At 62.6% G+C, this 21,415-nt stretch carries 21 protein-coding genes; 17 read left to right on the top strand and 4 right to left on the bottom strand.

The features are described 5' to 3' along the window. Nucleotides 1-102 precede the first annotated feature (102 nt). Nucleotides 103-1,557, bottom strand: coding sequence for a tRNA uracil 4-sulfurtransferase ThiI (gene thiI, locus HS968_RS23345; protein ID WP_119694228.1), 1,455 nt, complete (start codon nt 1,555-1,557; stop codon nt 103-105). Nucleotides 1,558-1,886: 329 nt separating this feature from the next. Here thiI and glnA point away from each other — a divergent pair, with 329 nt between their 5' ends. The 5 genes from glnA (at nt 1,887) to ntrC (ending at nt 7,441) form a co-directional block, all read left to right on the top strand. Then, entirely contained in the window at nt 1,887-3,293 is a 1,407-nt protein-coding gene (gene glnA / locus HS968_RS23350) for a glutamate--ammonia ligase (RefSeq protein WP_106738492.1), read from the top strand. Nucleotides 3,294-3,551: 258 nt separating this feature from the next. Continuing rightward, nucleotides 3,552-4,115: a DUF4124 domain-containing protein gene (locus HS968_RS23355; RefSeq protein WP_182368886.1), complete on the top strand. Its 564-nt coding sequence runs from the start codon at nt 3,552-3,554 to the stop codon at nt 4,113-4,115. A 5-nt stretch (nt 4,116-4,120) separates the two neighbouring features. After that, entirely contained in the window at nt 4,121-4,735 is a 615-nt protein-coding gene (locus HS968_RS23360; RefSeq protein ID WP_182368887.1) for a DUF4124 domain-containing protein, read from the top strand. 187 nt (nt 4,736-4,922) lie between these two features. Beyond that, entirely contained in the window at nt 4,923-6,011 is a 1,089-nt protein-coding gene (gene glnL / locus HS968_RS23365) for a nitrogen regulation protein NR(II) (RefSeq protein WP_182368888.1), read from the top strand. Next, entirely contained in the window at nt 6,008-7,441 is a 1,434-nt protein-coding gene (ntrC, locus tag HS968_RS23370; RefSeq protein WP_125879694.1) for a nitrogen regulation protein NR(I), read from the top strand. The genes glnL and ntrC overlap by 4 nt, the downstream gene beginning before the upstream one ends. A gap of 138 nt (nt 7,442-7,579) precedes the next feature. On the opposite strand, the gene HS968_RS23375 is transcribed toward ntrC, so the two are convergent. Further along, nucleotides 7,580-7,978: an NINE protein gene (locus HS968_RS23375; RefSeq protein WP_182368889.1), complete on the bottom strand. Its 399-nt coding sequence runs from the start codon at nt 7,976-7,978 to the stop codon at nt 7,580-7,582. A 147-nt stretch (nt 7,979-8,125) separates the two neighbouring features. On the opposite strand from HS968_RS23375, the gene HS968_RS23380 reads away from it, so the two are divergent. Both HS968_RS23380 and HS968_RS23385 read left to right on the top strand, forming a co-directional pair. Beyond that, nucleotides 8,126-9,337 carry a putative DNA modification/repair radical SAM protein gene (locus HS968_RS23380; RefSeq protein WP_182368890.1) on the top strand — a complete coding sequence of 404 codons (1,212 nt, stop codon included), beginning with the start codon at nt 8,126-8,128 and terminating at the stop codon, nt 9,335-9,337. After that, the gene (locus HS968_RS23385) at nt 9,337-10,224 is read left to right on the top strand and encodes a TIGR03915 family putative DNA repair protein (protein WP_182368892.1); all 888 of its coding nucleotides are present in this window, start codon (nt 9,337-9,339) and stop codon (nt 10,222-10,224) included. Before HS968_RS23380 ends, HS968_RS23385 begins: the two co-directional genes overlap by 1 nt. Here HS968_RS23385 and HS968_RS23390 read toward each other — a convergent pair. Next, nucleotides 10,190-11,335: a PilT/PilU family type 4a pilus ATPase gene (locus tag HS968_RS23390; RefSeq protein ID WP_119694221.1), complete on the bottom strand. Its 1,146-nt coding sequence runs from the start codon at nt 11,333-11,335 to the stop codon at nt 10,190-10,192. The genes HS968_RS23385 and HS968_RS23390 overlap by 35 nt on opposite strands. An 88-nt stretch (nt 11,336-11,423) precedes the next feature. Then, on the bottom strand, nt 11,424-12,458 hold the full coding sequence (pilT, locus tag HS968_RS23395; RefSeq protein WP_003463935.1) for a type IV pilus twitching motility protein PilT: 1,035 nt from the start codon (nt 12,456-12,458) through the stop codon (nt 11,424-11,426). 216 nt (nt 12,459-12,674) lie between these two features. On the opposite strand from pilT, the gene HS968_RS23400 reads away from it, so the two are divergent. The 10 genes from HS968_RS23400 (at nt 12,675) to hemW (ending at nt 21,344) form a co-directional block, all read left to right on the top strand. Continuing rightward, nucleotides 12,675-13,367: a YggS family pyridoxal phosphate-dependent enzyme gene (locus tag HS968_RS23400; protein ID WP_182368893.1), complete on the top strand. Its 693-nt coding sequence runs from the start codon at nt 12,675-12,677 to the stop codon at nt 13,365-13,367. A gap of 17 nt (nt 13,368-13,384) precedes the next feature. Continuing rightward, nucleotides 13,385-14,203, top strand: a complete 819-nt coding sequence (gene proC, locus HS968_RS23405) for a pyrroline-5-carboxylate reductase (protein ID WP_182368894.1) — start codon at nt 13,385-13,387, stop codon at nt 14,201-14,203. A 9-nt stretch (nt 14,204-14,212) separates the two neighbouring features. Next, nucleotides 14,213-14,806, top strand: a complete 594-nt coding sequence (locus HS968_RS23410; protein WP_182368895.1) for a YggT family protein — start codon at nt 14,213-14,215, stop codon at nt 14,804-14,806. Between the two features lie 2 nt (nt 14,807-14,808). Next, nucleotides 14,809-15,099, top strand: coding sequence for a DUF167 domain-containing protein (locus HS968_RS23415; protein WP_119694217.1), 291 nt, complete (start codon nt 14,809-14,811; stop codon nt 15,097-15,099). A 186-nt stretch (nt 15,100-15,285) separates the two neighbouring features. Next, nucleotides 15,286-17,262, top strand: coding sequence for a dynamin-like GTPase family protein (locus HS968_RS23420; protein ID WP_119694216.1), 1,977 nt, complete (start codon nt 15,286-15,288; stop codon nt 17,260-17,262). A 128-nt stretch (nt 17,263-17,390) separates the two neighbouring features. Beyond that, nucleotides 17,391-18,530 carry a homoserine O-succinyltransferase MetX gene (gene metX / locus HS968_RS23425; protein WP_179622838.1) on the top strand — a complete coding sequence of 380 codons (1,140 nt, stop codon included), beginning with the start codon at nt 17,391-17,393 and terminating at the stop codon, nt 18,528-18,530. 2 nt (nt 18,531-18,532) lie between these two features. Further along, nucleotides 18,533-19,153 (top strand): methionine biosynthesis protein MetW, encoded by a 621-nt coding sequence (gene metW, locus HS968_RS23430; protein ID WP_119694214.1) that lies wholly within the window; start codon nt 18,533-18,535, stop codon nt 19,151-19,153. Between the two features lie 16 nt (nt 19,154-19,169). Beyond that, nucleotides 19,170-19,586: a DUF4426 domain-containing protein gene (locus HS968_RS23435; RefSeq protein WP_106738475.1), complete on the top strand. Its 417-nt coding sequence runs from the start codon at nt 19,170-19,172 to the stop codon at nt 19,584-19,586. After that, a complete protein-coding gene (gene rdgB / locus HS968_RS23440; RefSeq protein ID WP_179622839.1) occupies nt 19,579-20,187 on the top strand; it encodes an RdgB/HAM1 family non-canonical purine NTP pyrophosphatase in 609 nt (202 codons plus the stop codon). The genes HS968_RS23435 and rdgB overlap by 8 nt, the downstream gene beginning before the upstream one ends. Beyond that, nucleotides 20,184-21,344 (top strand): radical SAM family heme chaperone HemW, encoded by a 1,161-nt coding sequence (gene hemW / locus HS968_RS23445; protein ID WP_182368896.1) that lies wholly within the window; start codon nt 20,184-20,186, stop codon nt 21,342-21,344. The genes rdgB and hemW overlap by 4 nt, the downstream gene beginning before the upstream one ends. Nucleotides 21,345-21,415: the final 71 nt, after the last annotated feature.

Raw genomic sequence — 21,415 nt, forward strand, 5'->3', positions numbered from 1 at the left:
TGTGTCGCCCAGCCTGGACGACGAATATGAAGAAAAGGGGATCAGCGAGCTGAACGGTCGGGAGGGCGATGGCGGATACTTCCACCATTAAGCCCCGGCGTTCTATGCCGGACGATAAACGCGCACATTGGCATGTCCCTCGCTCAGCAGGTGATGGGCATGCAGGCGGCTCATAACGCCCTTGTCGCAATACAGCAGGTACTGGCGGTTCTCATCCAGTTCCTTGAATTTGTTGTTCAGCGCGTAGAACGGCAGCGCCTGTACCTCGACCCCCGGGATGGCCAGCGGCTCATCTTCGGCGGCATCGGGGTGACGGATATCGATAACGATCTGCCCAGCCAATGCCTCGGCGACCGTTTCGACCTGAATGTCCTTGCCCAGCTCGTCGATCACGCGATCGATCGGCAATTGGGTGGCACGCTCCAGGGCACGTTCGAGAACGGCCATGTCGAACTGGGCCTCTTCTCTCTCAACGCGGTAGCCACGGGCACGGGTGGTCGGGTTGACCGAAATCACACCGCAGTATTCGGGCATGTTCTTGGCAAACTCGGCGGTGCCGATCTGCGTGGCGGTGTCGATGATGTCCTGCTTATGGCTGGCGATCAGCGGACGCATCACCAGCATGTCGGTGGCCGAGTCGATCACCGCGAGGTTGGTCAGCGTCTGGCTCGACACCTGGCTGATCGCCTCGCCGGTCACCAGCGCTTCGATCTCCAGGCGCTCGGCAACACGGGTAGCGGCGCGCAACATCATGCGTTTGAGAATAACGCCCATCTGGCTGTTATCGACCTTACCGAGGATCTCGCCGACCACTTCCTCAAACGGCACGCTGACGAACAGCACGCGCTGCGAGCGACCGAACTTCTGCCATAGATAGTGGGCCACTTCCATTACACCCAACTCGTGGGCACGGCCGCCGAGGTTGAAGAAGCAGAAGTGAGTAACCAGGCCGCGACGCATCATCTGGTAGGCGGCGACGGTGGAATCGAAGCCACCGCTCATCAAGACCAGGGTCTGCTCCAGCGAGCCCAGCGGGTAACCGCCGAGACCTTCATGGCGATGGTGCACGACGAACAGGCGCTGGTCGCGAATCTCCATGCGCACTTCGACTTCCGGCTTCTTCAGGTCGATGCCGGCGGCGCCGCACTCCAGACGCAGACGGCTGCCGACATGGCGCTCGACATCCATGGAGCTGAACGACTGCTTACCGCCACGTTTGCAGCGCACGGCGAAGATCTTGCCCGGCAACTGATCGGCGTAATGACGCTTGCAGTGTTCGGTGATGTCGTCCAGGTCGCCCAACGGGTACTCGTTCACTTCGAGGAACAGGCCGATGCCCGGTGTGCAGCGCAGGCGCTCGGTCATTTCGGCGAGCAGCTTGGGATCGTCGACCAGCGTTTCCACCTCGAGGTTGTCCCAAACACCCGTGACCTTCAACTCAGGGTCGAGATCGCGCAGCACGGAGCGAATGTTCTTCCCCAACTGGCGGATGAACTGCTTGCGCACCGGGCGGCTCTTGATGGTGATTTCCGGGAAAACTTTGACGATCAGCTTCATGAATAGAGCGCCCGCTCGACGGGACGAAAAAACAGGGGCGCGGATTATAGCGGAAATTGCTCAAGCTTTGACCAAAAATACTGCGACCTCAGCTCTACGCACCAAAAACATGCGCGCCCGCATTTAACAGCACCTTAATGGTGCAAATATCCTCCTGAAAAACCGCCGCAAGCAGCGGAACGCCTGAGTTTCGGGCACTCTGCCCATTACAGGGCACTGGCATGCAATTTGCTCCCTTGTGAGGCAGGTCGCCCTGAAGGACTATCCCGCCGGGCTTCACCGCATCTTCAAGGCTTATCGATAAGAGCCTTTTCCACCTGGAGGACAACATGTCTAAGGCTGTTCAACTGATCAAAGAACACGACGTGAAGTGGGTAGACCTGCGCTTCACCGACACCAAGGGCAAGCAGCACCACGTGACCATGCCGGCCCGTGACGCCCTGGACGAAGACTTCTTCGAGCACGGCAAGATGTTCGACGGTTCGTCCATCCATGGCTGGAAAGGCATCGAAGCCTCCGACATGATCCTGCTGCCGGTCGACGAGACCTCCGTACTGGATCCGTTCACCGAAGAGCCGACCCTGATCATCGTCTGCGACATCATCGAGCCGAGCACCATGCAAGGCTACGATCGCGACCCGCGCTCCATCGCCAAGCGCGCTGAAGAGTTCCTGAAGTCCACCGGTATCGGTGACACCGTATTCGTCGGCCCGGAGCCTGAGTTCTTCATCTTCGACGAAGTGAAGTTCAAGTCCGATATCTCCGGTTCCATGTTCAAGATCTTCTCCGAGCAAGGTTCCTGGAACACCGACGCCGACATCGAAGGCGGCAACAAAGGCCACCGTCCGGCCGTCAAAGGCGGTTACTTCCCGGTTCCGCCGTGCGACCACGACCACGAAATCCGTACTGCCATGTGCAACGCCATGGAAGAAATGGGTCTGGTCGTCGAAGTTCACCACCACGAAGTGGCCACCGCTGGCCAAAACGAAATCGGTGTGAAGTTCAACACCCTGGTCGCCAAGGCTGACGAAGTTCAGACCCTGAAGTACTGCGTGCACAACGTAGCCGACGCCTACGGCAAGACCGCGACCTTCATGCCGAAGCCGCTGTACGGCGACAACGGTTCGGGTATGCACGTGCACATGTCGATCTCCAAAGACGGCAAGAACACCTTCGCTGGCGAAGGCTATGCCGGTCTGTCGGAAACCGCTCTGTACTTCATCGGCGGTATCATCAAGCACGGTAAGGCCCTGAACGGCTTCACCAACCCGTCGACCAACTCCTACAAGCGTCTGGTTCCGGGCTTCGAAGCACCGGTCATGCTGGCCTACTCGGCTCGCAACCGCTCCGCCTCGATCCGTATCCCGTACGTTTCCAGCCCGAAAGCCCGCCGCATCGAAGCGCGCTTCCCGGATCCGGCTGCCAACCCGTACCTGGCCTTCGCTGCCCTGCTGATGGCTGGTATCGACGGTATCCAGAACAAGATCCACCCTGGCGATGCAGCCGACAAGAACCTGTACGACCTGCCGCCGGAAGAAGGCAAGCTGATCCCGCAAGTGTGCGGCAGCCTGAAAGAAGCCCTGGAAGAGCTGGACAAGGGCCGCGCGTTCCTGACCAAGGGCGGCGTATTCTCCGACGACTTCATCGATGCCTACATCGAGCTGAAATCGGAAGAAGAAATCAAGGTGCGCACCTTCGTGCACCCGCTGGAATACGACCTGTACTACAGCGTCTAAGCCAGTCTCGCGCCGCCTTCGTGTGGCGCGTTTCGAAAGCCCCGCCCGGCACTGCCTGGCGGGGCTTTTCATTTCCCGGTAGGGTGCGCCGTGCGCACTACCTGCGGTATCGGCTCAGGGTCGATGATGCGCACCCTACACAACCGATACCCATCCCGAGCCGATTTGTAGCCAAACGTCACAGCCATAGCGCCCTGCGCTTGCCAGGAACCAACAGCAGTGCAAGGCTTAGCGCATCATTCGAGGAAGGATTGGCCCATGCGCCCGCTAATCGCCTGCCTGCTACTTGCCCTGACCTTGCCGGCCAGCGCACAGATCTACAAATACATCGATTCCAACGGCAACACGGTCTTCACCAATCAGCCGCCGGATGGCACCACAGCCGAGACGGTAGAGCTGCCACCAACCAATACGGTCGAGATGCAGACACCCAGCGTGCCGGTCGATAGCAGCAACACCTCCGTACAGAACGAGGCACCCTACGCCGTGCTGAGCCTGACCGGTATCCCGGACGAAGAAGCCATGCGCGCCAACAACGGCACCTTCATCGTCGGCGTGAACATCCAACCACGCCTGCAGCCAGGCCACCGCCTGCGCCTGATTCTCGATGGTGAACCCTATAGCCAGGCGAGCAACGTGCCGAGCCTGCAACTGACCAACGTCGACCGGGGCGAGCACAGCCTGGCAGTGGCCGTCGTGGCTGGCGAGCGCATCATCCAGCAAAGCAACACCGAGACCTTCACCGTGCAGCGCATTAGCGTCAACAGCCCTGCCCGTCAACCCGCAACGCCGCCACGCCCCACTCCAAGACCTGCGAACTGATTACGATGCGCGCACTGCTGCTCTGCCTGCTGTTCATGACTCAAGGTGCCCTCGCCCAGGTCTATACCTATATCGACGCCGAGGGAAACCGTGTATTCACCGACAAACCGCGCAGCAGCAGTGCCGAGCGGGTGATCCTGGCACCGTCCAACAACATGCAGACGACCCCGCCCGCCAGCACGGTGCGCATGGCCCCACCCGCGGTCACCAAACAGACCGTGCACTATCAGTTGCTGCGCATCATCGTGCCGGAGCCGGATGCCTCGATCCACAATGGCTCAGGCGACATGATCGTCACGCTCAACAGCGAGCCCAGCCTGCTCCCCGGCCACAGCTATCGCCTGTTGCTCGACGGCGAGATTCAGGGCGAGGCGAGCCGCAGCCCGGTCTTCTCTCTGCAGCACATCGACCGCGGTACGCACCAGTTGGTGGCAGAAATCATCGACAGCGCCGGGCTCATCGTCGAGCGCACGCCCGCACAGCCTTTCCACATGCATCGCATGACATTGGCGCAGAAACGCAAGGTCAACCCCTGCAAGAAGGATGAATACGGCGTTCGCCCCGAATGCCCACTGAAGGACAAGCCCAAGGAAGACGTCAGCATCCTGCCCTTCTTCTGATCACATAGCACCATAATGGTGCAATAAAACGCACCACATCCTAAGCTGTCCCTGTTTTGGGTCGCAGCTCCTCGCCCAGCAGCGCCGCTAGGCGGCCAAAACCTGGCAAAGCGCACAAAACATGCGTCTTTTCGGGGCTTTGGTTTGCTTCTTGCATTTTCCTGCCCATTGCCGGAACGCACTGCCTATGACTATCAACGACGCTCTGCACCGCCTGCTACTCGACAACCTGACCACCGCCACCCTGCTGCTCAATAGCCAACTGTGCCTTGAGTACATGAACCCGGCGGCGGAAATGCTCCTGGCCGTCAGCGGTCAGCGCAGCCATGGTCAGTTCATCAGCGAACTGTTCACCGAATCGCCCGAGGCACTATCGTCTCTGCGCCAGGCGGTGGAGCAGGCGCACCCGTTCAACAAGCGCGAAGCCGTACTGACCTCGGTCACCGGCCAGACGCTCACCGTCGACTACGCCGTCACCCCGCTGTACAGCAAGGGCGAGACCCTGCTGCTGCTGGAGGTGCACCCGCGCGACCGCCTATTGCGTATTACCAAGGAGGAGGCTCAGCTGTCCAAGCAGGAGACCACCAAACTGCTGGTGCGCGGCCTGGCTCACGAGATCAAGAACCCGCTCGGTGGTATTCGTGGCGCGGCACAGCTGCTTTCGCGCGAGCTGCCCAACGAAGACCTCAAGGACTACACCAACGTCATCATCGAGGAGGCCGACCGTCTGCGTAACCTGGTCGACCGCATGCTCGGTTCGAACAAGCTGCCGTCACTGGCGATGACCAACGTGCACGAAGTGCTCGAACGTGTCGCCAACCTCATCGAGGCGGAAAGCCAGGGCAGCATTACCCTGGTGCGTGACTACGATCCGAGCATTCCCGATGTACTGATCGACCGCGAGCAGATGATCCAGGCCGTGCTCAATATCGTGCGCAACGCCATGCAGGCCATCGCCGGGCAGAGGCACGACATGGGCCTGGGCCGCATCAGCCTGCGCACGCGCACCATTCGCCAGTTCACCATCGGTCACACCCGCCATCGCCTGGTGGTCAAGGTCGAGATCATCGACAACGGCCCCGGTATTCCGCCGGAGCTGCAGGAAACCATCTTCTACCCCATGGTCAGTGGTCGTGCCGACGGCACCGGCCTGGGCCTGGCCATCACCCAGAACATCATCAGCCAGCACCAGGGTCTGATCGAATGCGAGAGCCACCCCGGCCACACCGTGTTCTCGATCTTCCTACCGCTGGAACAAGGAGCGCCCACGCCATGAGCCGCAGTGAAACCGTCTGGATTGTCGACGACGATCGTTCCATCCGCTGGGTACTGGAAAAGGCCCTACAACAGGAAGGCATGACCACCCAGAGTTTCGACAGTGCAGACGGTGTACTCGCCCGCCTGACCCGCCAACAACCGGACGTGATCATCTCCGACATCCGCATGCCAGGCGCCAGCGGCCTCGACCTGCTGGCACGTATCCGCGAGCTGTATCCGCGCCTGCCGGTGATCATCATGACCGCGCATTCCGACCTGGACAGCGCGGTAGCCAGCTACCAGGGCGGCGCCTTCGAATACCTGCCCAAGCCATTCGACGTCGACGAGGCCGTCTCCCTGGTCAAGCGCGCCTTCCAGCATGCCCAGGAGCAACAGAGCCTGGCTGCGCCCGCCGCGCAGGCCCGCACCCCGGAAATCATCGGCGAAGCGCCGGCAATGCAGGAGGTGTTCCGCGCCATTGGCCGGCTTTCGCATTCCAATATCACCGTGCTGATCAATGGTGAATCCGGCACGGGTAAAGAGCTGGTGGCGCACGCCCTGCACCGCCACAGCCCGCGCGCGGCGGCGCCGTTCATCGCCCTGAACATGGCGGCAATCCCCAAGGATCTGATGGAATCCGAGCTGTTCGGCCACGAGAAAGGCGCCTTCACCGGCGCGGCCAACCAGCGTCGCGGTCGCTTCGAGCAGGCCGATGGCGGCACCCTGTTCCTCGACGAGATCGGCGACATGCCGGCCGACACCCAGACCCGACTGCTGCGTGTGCTGGCTGATGGCGAGTTCTACCGCGTTGGCGGCCACACCCCGGTGAAAGTGGACGTGCGCATCATCGCCGCCACCCACCAGAATCTGGAAACCCTGGTGCAGGCCGGCAAGTTCCGTGAGGACTTGTTCCATCGTCTCAACGTCATCCGCATCCACATCCCGCGCCTGGCCGACCGTCGCGAGGATATTCCGACCCTGGCCCACCACTTCCTCGCCCGTGCTGCGCAAGAGCTGGCAGTGGAGCCCAAGCTGCTCAAGAGCGAGACCGAGGATTACCTCAAGCACCTGCCGTGGCCGGGCAACGTGCGCCAGTTGGAGAACACCTGCCGCTGGATCACCGTCATGGCCTCCGGGCGCGAAGTGCACGTCGACGACCTGCCGCCAGAGCTGCTGACCCAACCGCAGGACGCCGCACCGGTGACCAACTGGGAGCAGGCCCTGCGCCTGTGGGCCGACCAGGCCCTGGCACGCGGCCAATCCAACCTGCTCGATACTGCCGTACCGGCCTTCGAACGCATCATGATCGAGACGGCCCTCAAGCACACTGCCGGTCGCCGCCGCGACGCCGCGCTGTTGCTCGGCTGGGGTCGCAATACCCTGACGCGCAAGATCAAGGAACTGGGCATGAAGGTCGACGGCGCGGACGACGACGACAGCGACGACTGATCCAGCCAGCGTTATGAAAAAGGGCATCCCATGGGATGCCCTTTTCGTTTCTCGGATAATGTCCCCGGATTGCATCCGGGCTACGGGACGACGAGCAAACCGTAGGGTGCGCTGCGCGCAGCGCCTATTGAGACAGGCTCAACCGCGTTGCGCGTTCTTGATCGAGATCTGCGTGTTCAGCGTCCAGAAGTCATAGAGGACGCCGACCAGAAACAGGCCGCCGGTGAACAGGTAGATGATCCCGGTGATCCACTTGCCCTGATACATCCGGTGCACGCCGAACACGCCGAGGAAGGTCAACAGAATCCAGGCGACGTTGTAGTCGGTGTCACCCGCCGTGAAGCGCAAATCGGCCTCGCGATCCATCGCCGGGATCAGGAACAGGTCGATGATCCATCCGATGAAGAGCAATCCCAGGGTGAAGAACCAGATGGTACCGGTCACCGGCTTGCCGTAGTAGAAGCGGTGCGAGCCGAGGAAACCGAAAATCCACAACAGATAACCAATCAGCTTGCTGTGTGTGTCATGTCGTTGCATAGCGATCTCCTTGATCAATCTGCGCATATGACGCTGCGCTTCAGGCAGGGTTTCATGGTGCCGCTCCACGCTCAAGTGGGGTAAAGCGCTTGCCTGCCACGAGGCCTGCAGATTACTGTATATAAAAACAGTGTTCGAGTTTTCTGCATGCAACTGATCGAGAAACTCACGATCCTCGCCGACGCCGCGAAATACGACGCCTCCTGCGCCAGCAGCGGCGCGCCAAAGCGTAGTTCGAAAGGCAAGGATGGCATCGGCTCGACCAATGGCATGGGCATCTGCCACAGCTACACACCGGATGGCCGCTGCGTAGCGCTGCTCAAAGTGTTGCTGACCAACTTCTGCCTGTACGACTGTCAATACTGCATCAACCGTCGCTCCAGCGACGTGCCGCGTGCGCGCTTCAGCCCCGAGGAAGTGGTGACCCTGACGCTGGACTTCTACAAGCGCAACTGCATCAGCGGCCTGTTCCTCAGCTCCGGCATCATCCGCTCGGCCGACTACACCATGGAGCAGTTGATCCGCGTCGCCAAGCTGCTGCGCCAGGAGCATCAGTTCCGCGGCTACATTCATCTCAAGACCATCCCCGAGGCCGCACCGGAGCTGATCGCCGAGGCAGGCCTGTATGCCGACCGTCTCAGCGTCAATATCGAGCTGCCCACCGAAACCAGCCTGGTACGCCTGGCGCCGGAAAAGAGCGTCGGCAGCATCCACCAGGCCATGCACAGCATTCATCAGGGCGAGCGCGAGGCCAGGGAAGAACACCGCGCGCCGCGCTTCGCCCCCGCCGGGCAGAGCACGCAGATGATCGTCGGCGCCGACGCCACCGACGACAGCACCATCCTGCACAACGCCCAGACGCTGTATCACGACTACCGACTGCGCCGCGTCTACTACTCGGCGTTCAGCCCGATCCCCCAGAGCCCGAAGACCGTGCCCTTCGACGCGCCGCCGTTGCTGCGCGAGCACCGCCTGTACCAGGCGGATTTTCTCATGCGCGGTTATGGCTTCAGTGCCACGGAACTACTCGCCGGCCCCGGCAACCTGGCGCTGGATATCGACCCCAAGCTGGCCTGGGCGCTGGCCAACCGCGAGCAGTTTCCCGTCGATCTCAACCGCGCCGACGAGTCACTGATCGCCCGCGTACCGGGCATCGGCGTACTCAGCGCACGGCGCCTGGGCGCGCTGCGACGTGAACGGCGCATCCGTTATGAAGACCTGACCCGCCTGCGCTGCGTCCTGGAAAAGGCCAAGCCCTTCATCGTCACCCAGGATTACCGGCCACCGCGTGCCGAACACGAGTCCGTGGTACTGCGTCAGCAACTGCGCGATACCTCGGCGCAAATGGCGTTGTGGTGATGCACAGCCTGCGCTTCGACGGCACCTTCGCCACCTGGCGCCAGGCCGCACGGCGTGCCCTGCTGCAAAACCTGGCGCCGCATCAACTGCAGTGGCTGGACGAAGAAGCCGCTCCAGGCCTGTTCGACGAAGCTGCCGAGCGCACCCCCGAACCCAATGGCCGACTGCGCGTTTCCCCCGAACTGCTCGAGCTACTGGAGAGCGCGGCACAGTACCGCGGTGAGGAACGCTGGAGCCTGCTCTATCGTGTGCTCTGGCGCTTCGTGCAGGGCGAACGCAGCGCCGTGCTGGCGGGCGATCCCGACGGCAGCGAGCTGCATCGCCGGCTAAAGGCAGTACGCCGCGAGGCCCATCACCTGCATGCCTTCGTGCGTTTCCAGCCGAGCAAGGCACCCGGCGCACCCGACTTCATCGCCTGGTTCGAACCGGCGCACGATATTCTCGCCTCAGCCAGCGGCCACTTCGCCGAACGCCTGGGCAAGCACAGTTGGCTGATCGCCACACCGCGCGATGGCGTGTACTGGAACGGCCAAAGCCTGCAGCATGAGCGCCGCTGCCCCGTGCAATGGCAAGCCTGGGCGCAGCAATCCGACGATGACGGCCAGGCACTGTGGCGGGCCTACTATGGCAGCACCTTCAACCCGGCACGGCTCAATCGCACGGTGATGCAGCAGCACCTACCGCTGAGGTTCTGGAAGCACCTGCCAGAGGGGCCACTGATTCCGCAGTTGATGAGCGAAGCGCGCGCCGGTGCGCAACGCGACGGCCAGGCCTTGGTGCTGGCCGGGAGGAAGGGCAAACGCATTGCCCAGATGAACGAAGGGGACGCATCGCGTCCCCTCTCTGGCAGCATCAGCGGAAGCGACGCCCCGGATCTTCCTCGCTGACCTCCAGCGCCAGCCCCTGAGCCATGCTGGTCAGGTGATCGCCATCGGTTTCCGAACCGAGCTTGATCATCAGGCGCAGATCGTTGGCCGAGTCGGCGTAGAGCAGCGCATCTTCGTAGGTGATCTCACCCTGAGTGTAGAGGTTGTACAGCGCCTGGTCGAAGGTCTGCATGCCCTGCTCGGTGGAGCGCTTCATCAGGCCCTTGAGTTCGTGTACCTCGCCCTTGCGGATCAGGTCGGCAGCCAGCGGGGTATTGATCAGCACCTCGATCACCGCGCGGCGCCCTTTGCCATCCGGCGTGGGCACCAGTTGCTGGGCGACGATGGCCTTGAGGTTGAGCGACAGATCCATCCACACCTGGTTCTGCCGGTCGGCCGGGAAGAAGTTGATGATGCGATCCAGCGCCTGGTTGGCATTGTTGGCGTGCAGGGTGGCCAGGCACAGGTGACCGGTTTCGGCGAAGGCCACGGCGTGATCCATGGTCTCGCGGGTACGCACCTCGCCGATCATGATCACATCCGGCGCCTGGCGCAGGGTGTTCTTCAGCGCCACCTCGAACGACTCGGTGTCGATGCCCACTTCGCGCTGCGTGACGATGCAGCTCTGGTGCTGGTGGATGTACTCGATCGGGTCTTCGATGGAGATGATGTGACCGCTGCTGTTGCGGTTGCGATAGCCGATCATCGCCGCCAGCGAAGTCGACTTACCGGTACCGGTGGCGCCGACGAACAGCACCAGACCACGCTTGGTCAGCGACAGCTTCTTGAGGATGTCCGGCAGTTTGAGCTCGTCGATGGTCGGGATGGTGGTCTCGATACGACGCAGCACCATGCCCACCAGGTTGCGCTGGTAGAAGGCACTGACACGGAAGCGGCCGATGCCGCGGGCGCTGATGGCGAAGTTGCACTCGTGGTTCTCGGCGAAATCGCGGCGCTGCGCCTCGTTCATCACGCCCAGCACGGTCTCGCGGGTCTGCTCCGGCGACATGGCATTCTTGGTCACCGGCATGATCTTGCCATTGACCTTCATCGACGGCGGTACGCCAGCGGTGATGAACAGGTCGGAGCCGCCTTTTTCGACCATCAGGCGCAGTAGTTTTTCGAATTCCATCTTCGCTTTCACTCATCCGCACGCATGAATGCATCGCAGTCCAGACAGGACAGGCAGCTGCGAGCGTGCATCGCAGCCGAACACAGAGTTAGAAGTTTTCCGGGCTCTTGGCTTTTTCGCGCGCACTGTCGCGACTGACCAGGCCCTTGGATACCAGCGTCTTCAGGCAGGCATCCAGGGTCTGCATGCCCAACGCGCCGCCGGTCTGGATCGCCGAGTACATCTGCGCGACCTTGTCCTCGCGGATCAGGTTACGGATGGCCGGGGTGCCGATCATGATTTCGTGCGCGGCCACACGACCGCCGCCAATCTTCTTCAGCAGGGTCTGCGAGATCACCGCCTGCAGCGATTCGGAGAGCATCGAGCGCACCATCGACTTCTCCTCGGCCGGGAACACGTCGACCACCCGGTCGATGGTCTTGGCCGCGGAGGTGGTGTGCAGGGTGCCGAACACCAGGTGACCGGTTTCCGCGGCGGTCAGCGCCAGGCGGATGGTTTCCAGGTCACGCATCTCACCCACCAGGATGATGTCCGGGTCTTCGCGCAGCGCCGAGCGCAGCGCTTCGGAGAAGCCGTGGGTGTCGCGGTGCACCTCACGTTGGTTGACCAGGCACTTCTTCGATTCGTGGACGAATTCGATAGGGTCTTCGATGGTGAGGATGTGGTGGTACTTGTTGCTGTTGAGGTAGTCGAGCATCGCCGCCAGGGTGGTCGACTTGCCCGAACCGGTGGGGCCGGTGACCAGCACCAGGCCGCGCGGCACGTCGGTGATCTTGCGGAAGACCTCGCCCATGCCCAGGTCTTCCATGGTCAGCACCTTGGACGGAATGGTACGGAACACCGCACCGGCGCCGCGGTTCTGGTTGAAGGCGTTGACCCGGAAACGTGCCACGCCCGGCACCTCGAAGGAGAAGTCGGTCTCGAGGAACTCTTCGAAATCCTTGCGCTGCTTGTCATTCATGATGTCGTAGATCAGCGCGTGTACCTGCTTGTGATCCAGCGGCGGCAGGTTGATGCGGCGTACATCGCCGTCGACGCGGATCATCGGCGGCAGACCCGCCGAGAGGTGCAAATCCGACGCGCCTTGCTTGGCGCTGAAGGCGAGCAGCTCAGTGATATCCATGGGACTCCCCAATTACAAGCAAGCAGGTAGAATGCCGCGAACCCTGAGAGGGTGTTTACAAAGCCGCGAGCGAAGGCCAGGCAAGGCGAAGCCAGGCGAAAAAGCGCAGTGTACGAGCTGTACATGAGCATTTTGAGACTGACTTCAACGCAGCATGGCCGAGCGCAGCAATTTGTAGACGCCCTCTCAAAAGGTCGGGCTTATAGAGCGCAGGTAATGTCCACGATAGCAGAGAATATTGCAAAGGTCGGAGCGCGCATCCGTGAGGCGGCGCAAGCCTCGCAGCGCAATTTGGCGGAGGTCGGCCTGCTTGCGGTGAGCAAGACCAAACCGGCAGACGCCATCCGCGAAGCCCATGCCGCCGGTCTATCCGATTTTGGCGAAAACTACCTGCAGGAAGCCCTGGGAAAGCAGGCCGAGTTGAGCGATCTGCCCTTGATCTGGCACTTCATCGGCCCCATTCAGTCGAACAAGACCCGGCCCATCGCCGAACACTTCGCCTGGGTACATTCGGTGGATCGTCTGAAAATCGCCCAACGCCTGTCCGAGCAGCGCCCCGCCCACCTGCCAGCGCTGAACATCTGCCTGCAGGTCAACGTCAGCGGTGAAGACAGCAAATCCGGCTGCGCACCCGAGGAGCTGCCGGCGCTGGCCAAGGCCGTCGCAACCCTGCCCAACCTGAAGCTGCGCGGCCTGATGGCGATTCCCGAGCCCACCGATGACCTCGCCGCACAACATGCAGCCTTCGCCCGCTTGCGCCAACTGCGCGATGAGCTGGCGTTGAATCTCGATACCCTGTCCATGGGCATGAGCCATGATCTGGAGGCCGCGATCGCCGAAGGCGCCACCTGGGTACGTATCGGCACCGCCCTGTTCGGCGCCCGTGACTACGGCCAGCCCACTCACTGAATGAAGGAATTCCCGTAATGAGCAACCCGATCATCGCCTTCGTCGGCGCCGGCAACATGGCTGCCAGCCTGATCGGCGGCCTGCGTGCCCAGGGCGTGGCGGCCAGCGCCATCCGTGCCAGCGAGCCTGGCACCGAGCAGCGCGCGCGCCTGCAACAGGAACACGGCATCACCACCTTTGCGAATAACGCCGACGCCATCGCAGGTGCGGATCTGATCGTGCTGGCAGTCAAGCCGCAGATCATGAAAGCGGTGTGCCTGGATCTGGCCGCACACCTCGCACCGAACCAAGTGATCATCTCCATCGCCGCCGGCATCAGTTGCGCCAGCCTGGAAAACTGGCTGGGCGAGCGCCCTGTCGTGCGCTGCATGCCCAACACGCCAGCGCTACTGCGCCAGGGCGTATCCGGCCTGTTCGCCAACCCGCGCGTCAGCGCCGCACAGAAAGCCCAGGCCGAACAGGTGCTGAGCGCCGTTGGTCTGGCGCTGTGGCTCGATAGCGAAGCGCAGATCGACGCAGTCACCGCCGTGTCCGGCAGCGGCCCGGCCTATTTCTTCCTGCTGATCGAAGCGATGACCGAGGCCGGTGAAAAACTCGGCCTGCCACGCGAAACCGCTGCCCGCCTGAGCATCCAGACCGCTCTGGGCGCCGCGCGCATGGCCAGCGAGAGCGATGTCGACGCTGCCGAATTGCGTCGTCGTGTTACCTCGCCGAACGGCACCACCGAAGCGGCGATCAAAACCTTCCAGGCAGGCGGTTTCGAAGCACTGGTGCAGCAGGCACTCAACGCGGCGGCCAATCGCTCGACCGAACTCGCCGAACAACTGGGTCAATAAGGAGACAGCATGTCCGGACTCATCGAAGCTCTCATCTATATCATCCAGACGCTCGGCAGCCTGTACCTGCTGATCGTGCTGCTGCGTTTCATCCTGCAACTGGTACGCGCCGACTTCTACAACCCGCTCAGCCAGTTCATCGTCAAGGCTACTCAGCCGTTGCTGACGCCGCTGCGGCGGATCATCCCCGGTTTCGCCGGCCTGGATCTGGCCTCGCTGATCCTGGCCATTCTGGTGCAGCTGGTACTGATGATCGTCACCCTGACGCTGATGGGCTACAACGTCGGCGGCTTCATCCTGCAGTTGCTGGTGTGGTCGTTGATCGGCGTAACCTCGCTGTTTCTCAAGGTGTTCTTCTTCGCCCTGATCATCAGCGTGATCCTCTCCTGGGTCGCACCGGGCAGCTACAACCCCGGCGCGCAACTGGTGAATCAGATCTGCGAACCGCTGCTGGCGCCATTTCGCAAGCTGCTGCCGAATCTTGGCGGCCTGGATATCTCGCCGATCTTCGCCTTCATCACCATCAACCTGATCGACCGCTTCGTGATCGGCGCTCTGGCCGCCTCCACTGGCCTGCCGCCGATGCTCAGCCCCTTCCTCTGAGCATGAGTTTCTACCGCTGGGACGGCGAGGATCTGATCCTCGACTGCCATCTGCAGCCCAAGGCGAGCAAGGACGAGTTCGCCGGGCTGCACGGTGAGCGGCTGAAAATCCGCCTCACCGCCCCGCCGGTCGACGGCAAGGCCAACGCCCATCTGCAGGCCTTCCTGGCCAAGGCCTTCGGTGTCGCCAAGAGCCAGGTAAGCCTGGAGAGCGGCGAACTCAACCGGCAGAAACGCCTGCGTATTCGCGCCCCGCAAAACCTGCCGCCGATTCCCGGCCTGCAGCGCCCCTGACGACCACTCAGCCGCCTACCCCGACCATAAGGCGGGACTGTACCAGCGGCCAATTGACGGCCGCCTGGCGCATCGCATAATGCAAGCTATTCTCGCCAATGCCGTGTGTCCTGGCGGCCAACCCAATTGAACCGTCACGCAGACGCTAACCAGCAAGCGGATGATCTTGCCGAGAGGAGAGCCGGGATGAGCATGGAACGTCTCAGCCAGCAGGTTGACGCCTACGTTGCCTGGAAGCGCGAGCTGATGCGCGAGATCACGCGCTATCGCAGCTGGCTGGAGCACAATCGGCTCAACTCCGAAGCCGTACAGGCCCGCCTCGAACGCGCCCTGAAGATTCTGCGCACCGACCACATCACCCTGGCTTTCGTTGGCGAGTTCTCACGCGGCAAGACCGAGCTGATCAACAGCCTGTTCTTCTCCGAATATGGTCAGCGCATGCTGCCCTCGCACGCCGGGCGCACCACTATGTGCCCCACCGAGCTGTTCTTCGACCCGCGCTCGGAGCGCCCCTACATTCGCCTGCTGCCGATAGAGACCCGTACGGCCTCGGCCAGCGTCGCCCAGTTCAAGCGCATTCCCAGGCACTGGGTGAACATCCCGCTGGACACCAGCGACCCCGCCAACATGGCCCTGGCCTTCAGCCAGGTGGCCAAGACCAAAGCCATGCCGGTGGAGCAGGCGATCCAGCTCGGCTTCCACCCGGACATGCTCGAAGGCACCGGCAAGCGCGGCCAGGTACTGGTACCGGCCTGGCGCCATGCGATGGTCAATTTCGACCACCCCTTGCTGCGCCAGGGCCTGCGCATTCTCGATACGCCCGGCCTCAATGCTCTCGGCAGTGAGCCGGAACTGACCCTGTCGATGCTGCCCAACGCCCAGGCGATCATCTTCCTGCTGTCCGCCGATACCGGCGTCACCGCCAGCGACATGAGCATCTGGCAACAGCACATCCGCCAACTCGACGAAGATGCGCAGACCAGCCTGTTCGCCGTCCTGAACAAGATCGACGTGCTGTGGGACGACCTTGCTGGCGAGAGCTTCGTGCAGAACGCCATCAGCCAGATCCAGAACTCCACCGCCAAGCAATTGGGCATCGCCAAGCAGGACGTACTGCCGCTGTCCGCCAAGCAAGCGCTATTGGCCAAGGTGCGCAAGGACGAAGAATTGCTGGCGCGCAGCCAGATGGCCAATCTGGAGAACCTGCTGTGCGAGCGCATCGTCGCGCAGAAGGAGCGCCTGATCGAAGATCATGTGGTGCGTCAGGTGCTGGCCTTGCTCAATAACAGCCAGCACGTGCTCAACCTGCGCCTGGAAAAGGTCAACGAACAGCTGGCCCTGCTTGGCAATCACCAGCAGGACAATGGCCAGTTGCTGTTCGAGCTGACCGCCAAGACCAAGGAAGATCACAACCAGCACCACAAGCGCCTGCTCGGCCTGAAGACCAATCAGCGCCTGTTGCAGCGCCAGGGTCAGCTGCTGCGCCATGCCGCACGTGCCGAGCGCCTGGAAGAACACCTCAACGAAGTTCGACGCAACCTTACCGGCAGTTGGACCACCCTGGGCATCAACCAGGCCATCCTGCATTTTTTCCGCGCCGTCGAGCAGGATCTGCACAACCTGCAGCACGAAGCCGAGATGGCCAACAAGATGGTTGCCGCCATCTATCGCCGGCATAACGAAGACAACCCGCTGGGCGGCGTCGACGCACCACAGTTCAAGATCCAGCGCTACCTGCGTGAACTGAAAAAGCTGCAAGCCAAGGGCGACCAGTTCCGCCTGCACGTGAAGACCCTGCTCACCGAACAGCGCAGCCTGACCCGGCGCTTCTTCGCCACCCTGGCCCAGGAAGTGATCGGCCTGCACCAGCGCCTGCGGCAGGACGCCGAGCAATGGGCGGCCGATGCACTGATGCCGCTGATGCAGCACACCCTGGAACACAAGCAGATGCTGGAAACTCACATGCTGCGGCTCAAGGCGCTGGCCCAGGAAACCCAGCAAACGCGCAAACGGAGCCTGCAACTGGCGCGCTATCAGGAAGAGCTGGAGCAGCAACTGGCCCAGGCCAGCGAGATGCTGCGCGTACTGCGCCGCCCGGCGCCGGTGCAGCGTCAAGGCAAGGTGGTCAGCCTGCCGGTGATCGCGCGCCCACGCAGCCTGTAAATTCTATGTTCATGCGCGCCCTGCCCTCTCTTCCATAAATGGGAGAGAGGTGACCAGACCGCTCGCTTGCCGCTCGGGTCGGTGCTCTTTAGACTGGCGCCCTCCTCAGAGTCATTAGCAGCGCCTCAATGCCCACTGCATTCCCCGAAGATTCCGTCGGTCTGGTCAGCCCCCAGGTATTCCGCTTCAGCGAGCCGCTGGCGCTGGCCTGCGGGCGCAGCCTGGCCGAGTACGAACTGGTCGTCGAGACCTACGGCGAACTGAACGCCGCACGCAGCAATGCCGTGCTCATCTGTCACGCCCTGTCCGGTCATCATCACGCCGCCGGCTATCACAGCGCGGATGATCGCAAACCTGGCTGGTGGGACAGTTGCATCGGCCCCGGCAAACCGATCGACACCAACAAGTTCTTCGTCGTCAGCCTCAACAACCTAGGCGGCTGCAACGGCTCCACCGGGCCAAGCAGCACCAACCCGGCCACCGGCAAACCCTACGGCGCCGACTTCCCGGTGATGACGGTCGAAGACTGGGTACACAGCCAGGCGCGCCTGGCCGACGAACTCGGCATCGACCAATGGGCAGCGGTGATCGGCGGCAGCCTCGGCGGCATGCAGGCCATGCAGTGGACCATCAGCTACCCCGAGCGCGTGCGCCATTGCCTGGCCATCGCCTCGGCGCCCAAGCTGTCGGCGCAGAACATCGCCTTCAACGAAGTGGCGCGCCAGGCGATTCTCACCGACCCCGAATTCCACGGCGGACACTTCCAGGAACAGGGTGTGATCCCCAAGCGCGGGCTGATGCTGGCGCGCATGGTCGGCCACATCACCTACCTGTCCGATGACGCCATGGGCGAGAAATTCGGCCGTGGCCTGAAGAGCGAGAAGCTCAACTACGACTTCCACAGCGTCGAGTTCCAGGTCGAAAGCTACCTGCGCTATCAGGGCGAAGAGTTTTCCGGGCGTTTCGACGCCAACACCTACCTGCTGATGACCAAGGCACTGGACTACTTCGACCCGGCCGCCGCGCACGACGGCGACCTGGCGAAGACCCTGGCCGGCGCCAAGGCGGACTTCTGCCTGATGTCCTTCACCACCGACTGGCGCTTCTCGCCGGCGCGCTCGCGGGAGATCGTCGACGCTCTGCTGGCCGCGAAGAAGAACGTCTGCTACCTGGAGATCGATGCACCGCAGGGCCATGACGCCTTCCTCATGCCGATCCCGCGTTATCTGCAGGCGTTCGGCAGCTACATGAAGCGAATCGAGGTATGAGCATGCGAGCGGATCTGGAAATCATCCAGGAATGGATCGCCCCAGGCAGCCGTGTGCTCGACCTGGGCTGTGGCGATGGCGAACTGCTGGCCTGGCTGCGCGACAACAAGCAGGTTGCCGGCTATGGCCTGGAAATCGACCCGGACAAGATCGCCCTGTGCATCGAGCGCGGCGTCAACGTCATCGAGCAGAACCTCGACCTCGGCCTGGGTAATTTCGCCAGCAACAGCTTCGACGTGGTGGTCATGACCCAGTCGCTGCAAGCGCTGCACTACCCGGACAAGGTGCTGGCCGAGATGCTGCGCGTCGGCAAGACCTGCATCATCACCTTCCCCAATTTCGGCCACTGGCGCTGCCGCTGGTACCTGACGACAAAAGGTCGCATGCCGGTGTCGGACTTCCTGCCCTATACCTGGTACAACACGCCGAACATCCACTTCTGCACCTTCGAGGACTTCGAGCGCCTCTGTCACGCCCAGGGTGCACGCGTGGAAGAACGCCTGGCGGTGGATCGCGATCACCACCACGGCCTGGCAAGCCGCATCTGGCCTAACCTGCTGGGTGAAATCGGCATCTACCGTATCAGCGCCGCAGGCCTTTCCGGACATCAGGTCGCGGTCTGAACAGAGGAGAATCATCATGCGCCGTCTCGTTCCCTTCCTCATCGCCCTGTGCCTGGCACTGCCAGCCGCCGCCGAACGCAAGCAGAGCTTTGGCGACCTCGACGTGCACTACAGCGTGTTCAATTCCAGCTTCATCCAGCCGGATATCGCTGCTGCCGCCGGCCTGACTCGCAGCAAGACTCAAGGCGTGATCAACGTCGCCGTACTCAAGGCCGGTAAGGCCAGCACCGCCGTGGTGGGTGGTGAAGTGAAGGATCTGCTCGGCAAGAGCACCGCCCTGACCTTCCGCCAGGTCACCGAAGGTGGCGCCATCTATTACCTGGCGCAGTTCCCCTTCAAGACCCGCGAAGTGCTGAGCTTCACCCTGGATGTGCGCCAGGGCGACGACGCACACCGCATCACCTTCAACCAGGAAATGTTCCCGGATGACTAATCCCGCGAGTGGTTTCAAGGAACTGGTACTGGCCAGCCACAATGCCGGCAAGCTCAAGGAGCTGCAGGCCATGCTCGGTGACGCCGTGCGCGTGCGCTCCATCGGTGAGTTCAGCCAGGTCGAACCGGAAGAGACCGGCCTGTCGTTCGTCGAGAACGCCATCCTCAAAGCGCGCAACGCAGCGCGCATCTCCGGCCTGCCAGCGCTGGCCGACGACTCCGGCCTGGCGGTGGATGCCCTCGGCGGAGCCCCAGGCATCTATTCGGCGCGCTATGCCGATGGCAAGGGCGATGCGGCCAACAACGCCAAACTGCTCGACGCCCTCAAGGACGTACCGGATGCCGAGCGCGGCGCCCAGTTCGTCTGCGCCCTGGCGCTAGTGCGGCATGCCGATGATCCGTTGCCGATTCTCTGCGAAGGCCTGTGGCACGGCAGCATCCTGCATGCCGCCCGCGGCGAACATGGCTTCGGCTACGATCCGCTGTTCTGGGTACCCGAAGGTGAGTGCTCCAGCGCCGAAATGCCGCCCGAGCAGAAGAACCGCCTGAGTCACCGCGCCCGCGCCATGGCCCTGCTCAAGCAGCGCCTGGGGCTGGCATGAGCGACACCGCTGGCGGGCGCTTCCTGCTCCCGCCCCTGGCGCTCTATATCCACATCCCGTGGTGCGTGCGCAAATGCCCGTACTGCGACTTCAACTCCCACGCCGCCGGGCCGACACTGCCTGAAGAAGAGTACGTCGACGCGCTGCTGGCCGACCTCGATATCGACCTGCAGCACGTCCACGGCCGGCCGCTGACTTCGATCTTCTTCGGCGGCGGCACCCCGAGCCTGTTCTCGGATCGCGCGCTGGGCCGCCTGCTGGAAGGTATCGAGCGGCGCATCGCCTTCGCGCCCGACATCGAAATCACCCTGGAAGCCAACCCCGGCACCTTCGAGCAGGCCAAGTTCAAGGGCTATCGGGCTCTGGGCATCAATCGTCTGTCCATCGGCGTGCAAAGCTTCCAGGAGGCCAAGCTCAAGGCACTCGGGCGCATCCACGATGGCGGCGAAGCCATCCGCGCTGCCGACATGGCCCGCGCCGCCGGCTTCGATAACTTCAACCTCGACCTGATGCACGGCCTGCCCGAGCAGAGTATCGAGGACGCGCTGTTCGACCTGCGCACCGCCATCGCCCAGGCACCGACGCACCTGTCCTGGTACCAGCTGACCATGGAGCCGAACACGGTGTTCTGGAACCAGCCGCCGGTGCTTCCCGAGGACGATCTACTGTGGGACATCCAGGAAGCCGGCCAGGCGCTGCTCGCGGCCGAGGGTTACGCGCAGTACGAAGTGTCCGCCTATGCCCAACCCGGCAAGCAGGCGCGACACAACCTCAACTACTGGACGTTCGGCGACTTCCTCGGCATCGGTGCCGGAGCCCACGCCAAGCTGAGCACACCGCACGGGCGCATCCTGCGCACCTGGAAAACCCGTCTGCCCAAGGACTATCTCGATCCAGGCAAGGTTTACCAGGCAGGCGAACGCGTGCTGGATAGCGACGAGCTGCCCTTCGAGTTCCTGATGAACGTGCTGCGCCTGACCGACGGCGCGCCGACCGAGTTGTTCAGCCAGCGCACCGGCCTGTCCCTGCAGCAGCTGGAACAGGCACGTCGCGAGGCCGAGCGCCGTGGTCTGCTGCAAGGCGATGACACCCGTTTGGCCGCCACGGCAAAGGGACAGTTGTTTCTCAACGACCTGCTGCAACTGTTCCTCGCCTAGCCTCGCAACGCCCTGCAAGGGTGGATTCGCAGGGCAAGCAGCGACTGTTGCTTGTCCAGGCGCCCTACAAA

Source organism: Pseudomonas berkeleyensis (genome assembly GCF_014109765.1).
Taxonomy (GTDB): Bacteria; Pseudomonadota; Gammaproteobacteria; order Pseudomonadales; family Pseudomonadaceae; genus Aquipseudomonas; species Aquipseudomonas berkeleyensis.

Excerpts from the sequence above, each read along its gene's own strand:
- thiI (WP_119694228.1), bottom strand. The coding sequence starts at position 1,557 with ATGAAGCTGATCGTCAAAGTTTTCCCGGAAATCACCATCAAGAGCCGC.
- glnA (WP_106738492.1), top strand. The coding sequence starts at position 1,887 with ATGTCTAAGGCTGTTCAACTGATCAAAGAACACGACGTGAAGTGGGTA.
- HS968_RS23355 (WP_182368886.1), top strand. The coding sequence starts at position 3,552 with ATGCGCCCGCTAATCGCCTGCCTGCTACTTGCCCTGACCTTGCCGGCC.
- HS968_RS23360 (WP_182368887.1), top strand. The coding sequence starts at position 4,121 with ATGCGCGCACTGCTGCTCTGCCTGCTGTTCATGACTCAAGGTGCCCTC.
- glnL (WP_182368888.1), top strand. The coding sequence starts at position 4,923 with ATGACTATCAACGACGCTCTGCACCGCCTGCTACTCGACAACCTGACC.
- ntrC (WP_125879694.1), top strand. The coding sequence starts at position 6,008 with ATGAGCCGCAGTGAAACCGTCTGGATTGTCGACGACGATCGTTCCATC.
- HS968_RS23375 (WP_182368889.1), bottom strand. The coding sequence starts at position 7,978 with ATGCAACGACATGACACACACAGCAAGCTGATTGGTTATCTGTTGTGG.
- HS968_RS23380 (WP_182368890.1), top strand. The coding sequence starts at position 8,126 with ATGCAACTGATCGAGAAACTCACGATCCTCGCCGACGCCGCGAAATAC.
- HS968_RS23385 (WP_182368892.1), top strand. The coding sequence starts at position 9,337 with ATGCACAGCCTGCGCTTCGACGGCACCTTCGCCACCTGGCGCCAGGCC.
- HS968_RS23390 (WP_119694221.1), bottom strand. The coding sequence starts at position 11,335 with ATGGAATTCGAAAAACTACTGCGCCTGATGGTCGAAAAAGGCGGCTCC.
- pilT (WP_003463935.1), bottom strand. The coding sequence starts at position 12,458 with ATGGATATCACTGAGCTGCTCGCCTTCAGCGCCAAGCAAGGCGCGTCG.
- HS968_RS23400 (WP_182368893.1), top strand. The coding sequence starts at position 12,675 with ATGTCCACGATAGCAGAGAATATTGCAAAGGTCGGAGCGCGCATCCGT.
- proC (WP_182368894.1), top strand. The coding sequence starts at position 13,385 with ATGAGCAACCCGATCATCGCCTTCGTCGGCGCCGGCAACATGGCTGCC.
- HS968_RS23410 (WP_182368895.1), top strand. The coding sequence starts at position 14,213 with ATGTCCGGACTCATCGAAGCTCTCATCTATATCATCCAGACGCTCGGC.
- HS968_RS23415 (WP_119694217.1), top strand. The coding sequence starts at position 14,809 with ATGAGTTTCTACCGCTGGGACGGCGAGGATCTGATCCTCGACTGCCAT.
- HS968_RS23420 (WP_119694216.1), top strand. The coding sequence starts at position 15,286 with ATGAGCATGGAACGTCTCAGCCAGCAGGTTGACGCCTACGTTGCCTGG.
- metX (WP_179622838.1), top strand. The coding sequence starts at position 17,391 with ATGCCCACTGCATTCCCCGAAGATTCCGTCGGTCTGGTCAGCCCCCAG.
- metW (WP_119694214.1), top strand. The coding sequence starts at position 18,533 with ATGCGAGCGGATCTGGAAATCATCCAGGAATGGATCGCCCCAGGCAGC.
- HS968_RS23435 (WP_106738475.1), top strand. The coding sequence starts at position 19,170 with ATGCGCCGTCTCGTTCCCTTCCTCATCGCCCTGTGCCTGGCACTGCCA.
- rdgB (WP_179622839.1), top strand. The coding sequence starts at position 19,579 with ATGACTAATCCCGCGAGTGGTTTCAAGGAACTGGTACTGGCCAGCCAC.
- hemW (WP_182368896.1), top strand. The coding sequence starts at position 20,184 with ATGAGCGACACCGCTGGCGGGCGCTTCCTGCTCCCGCCCCTGGCGCTC.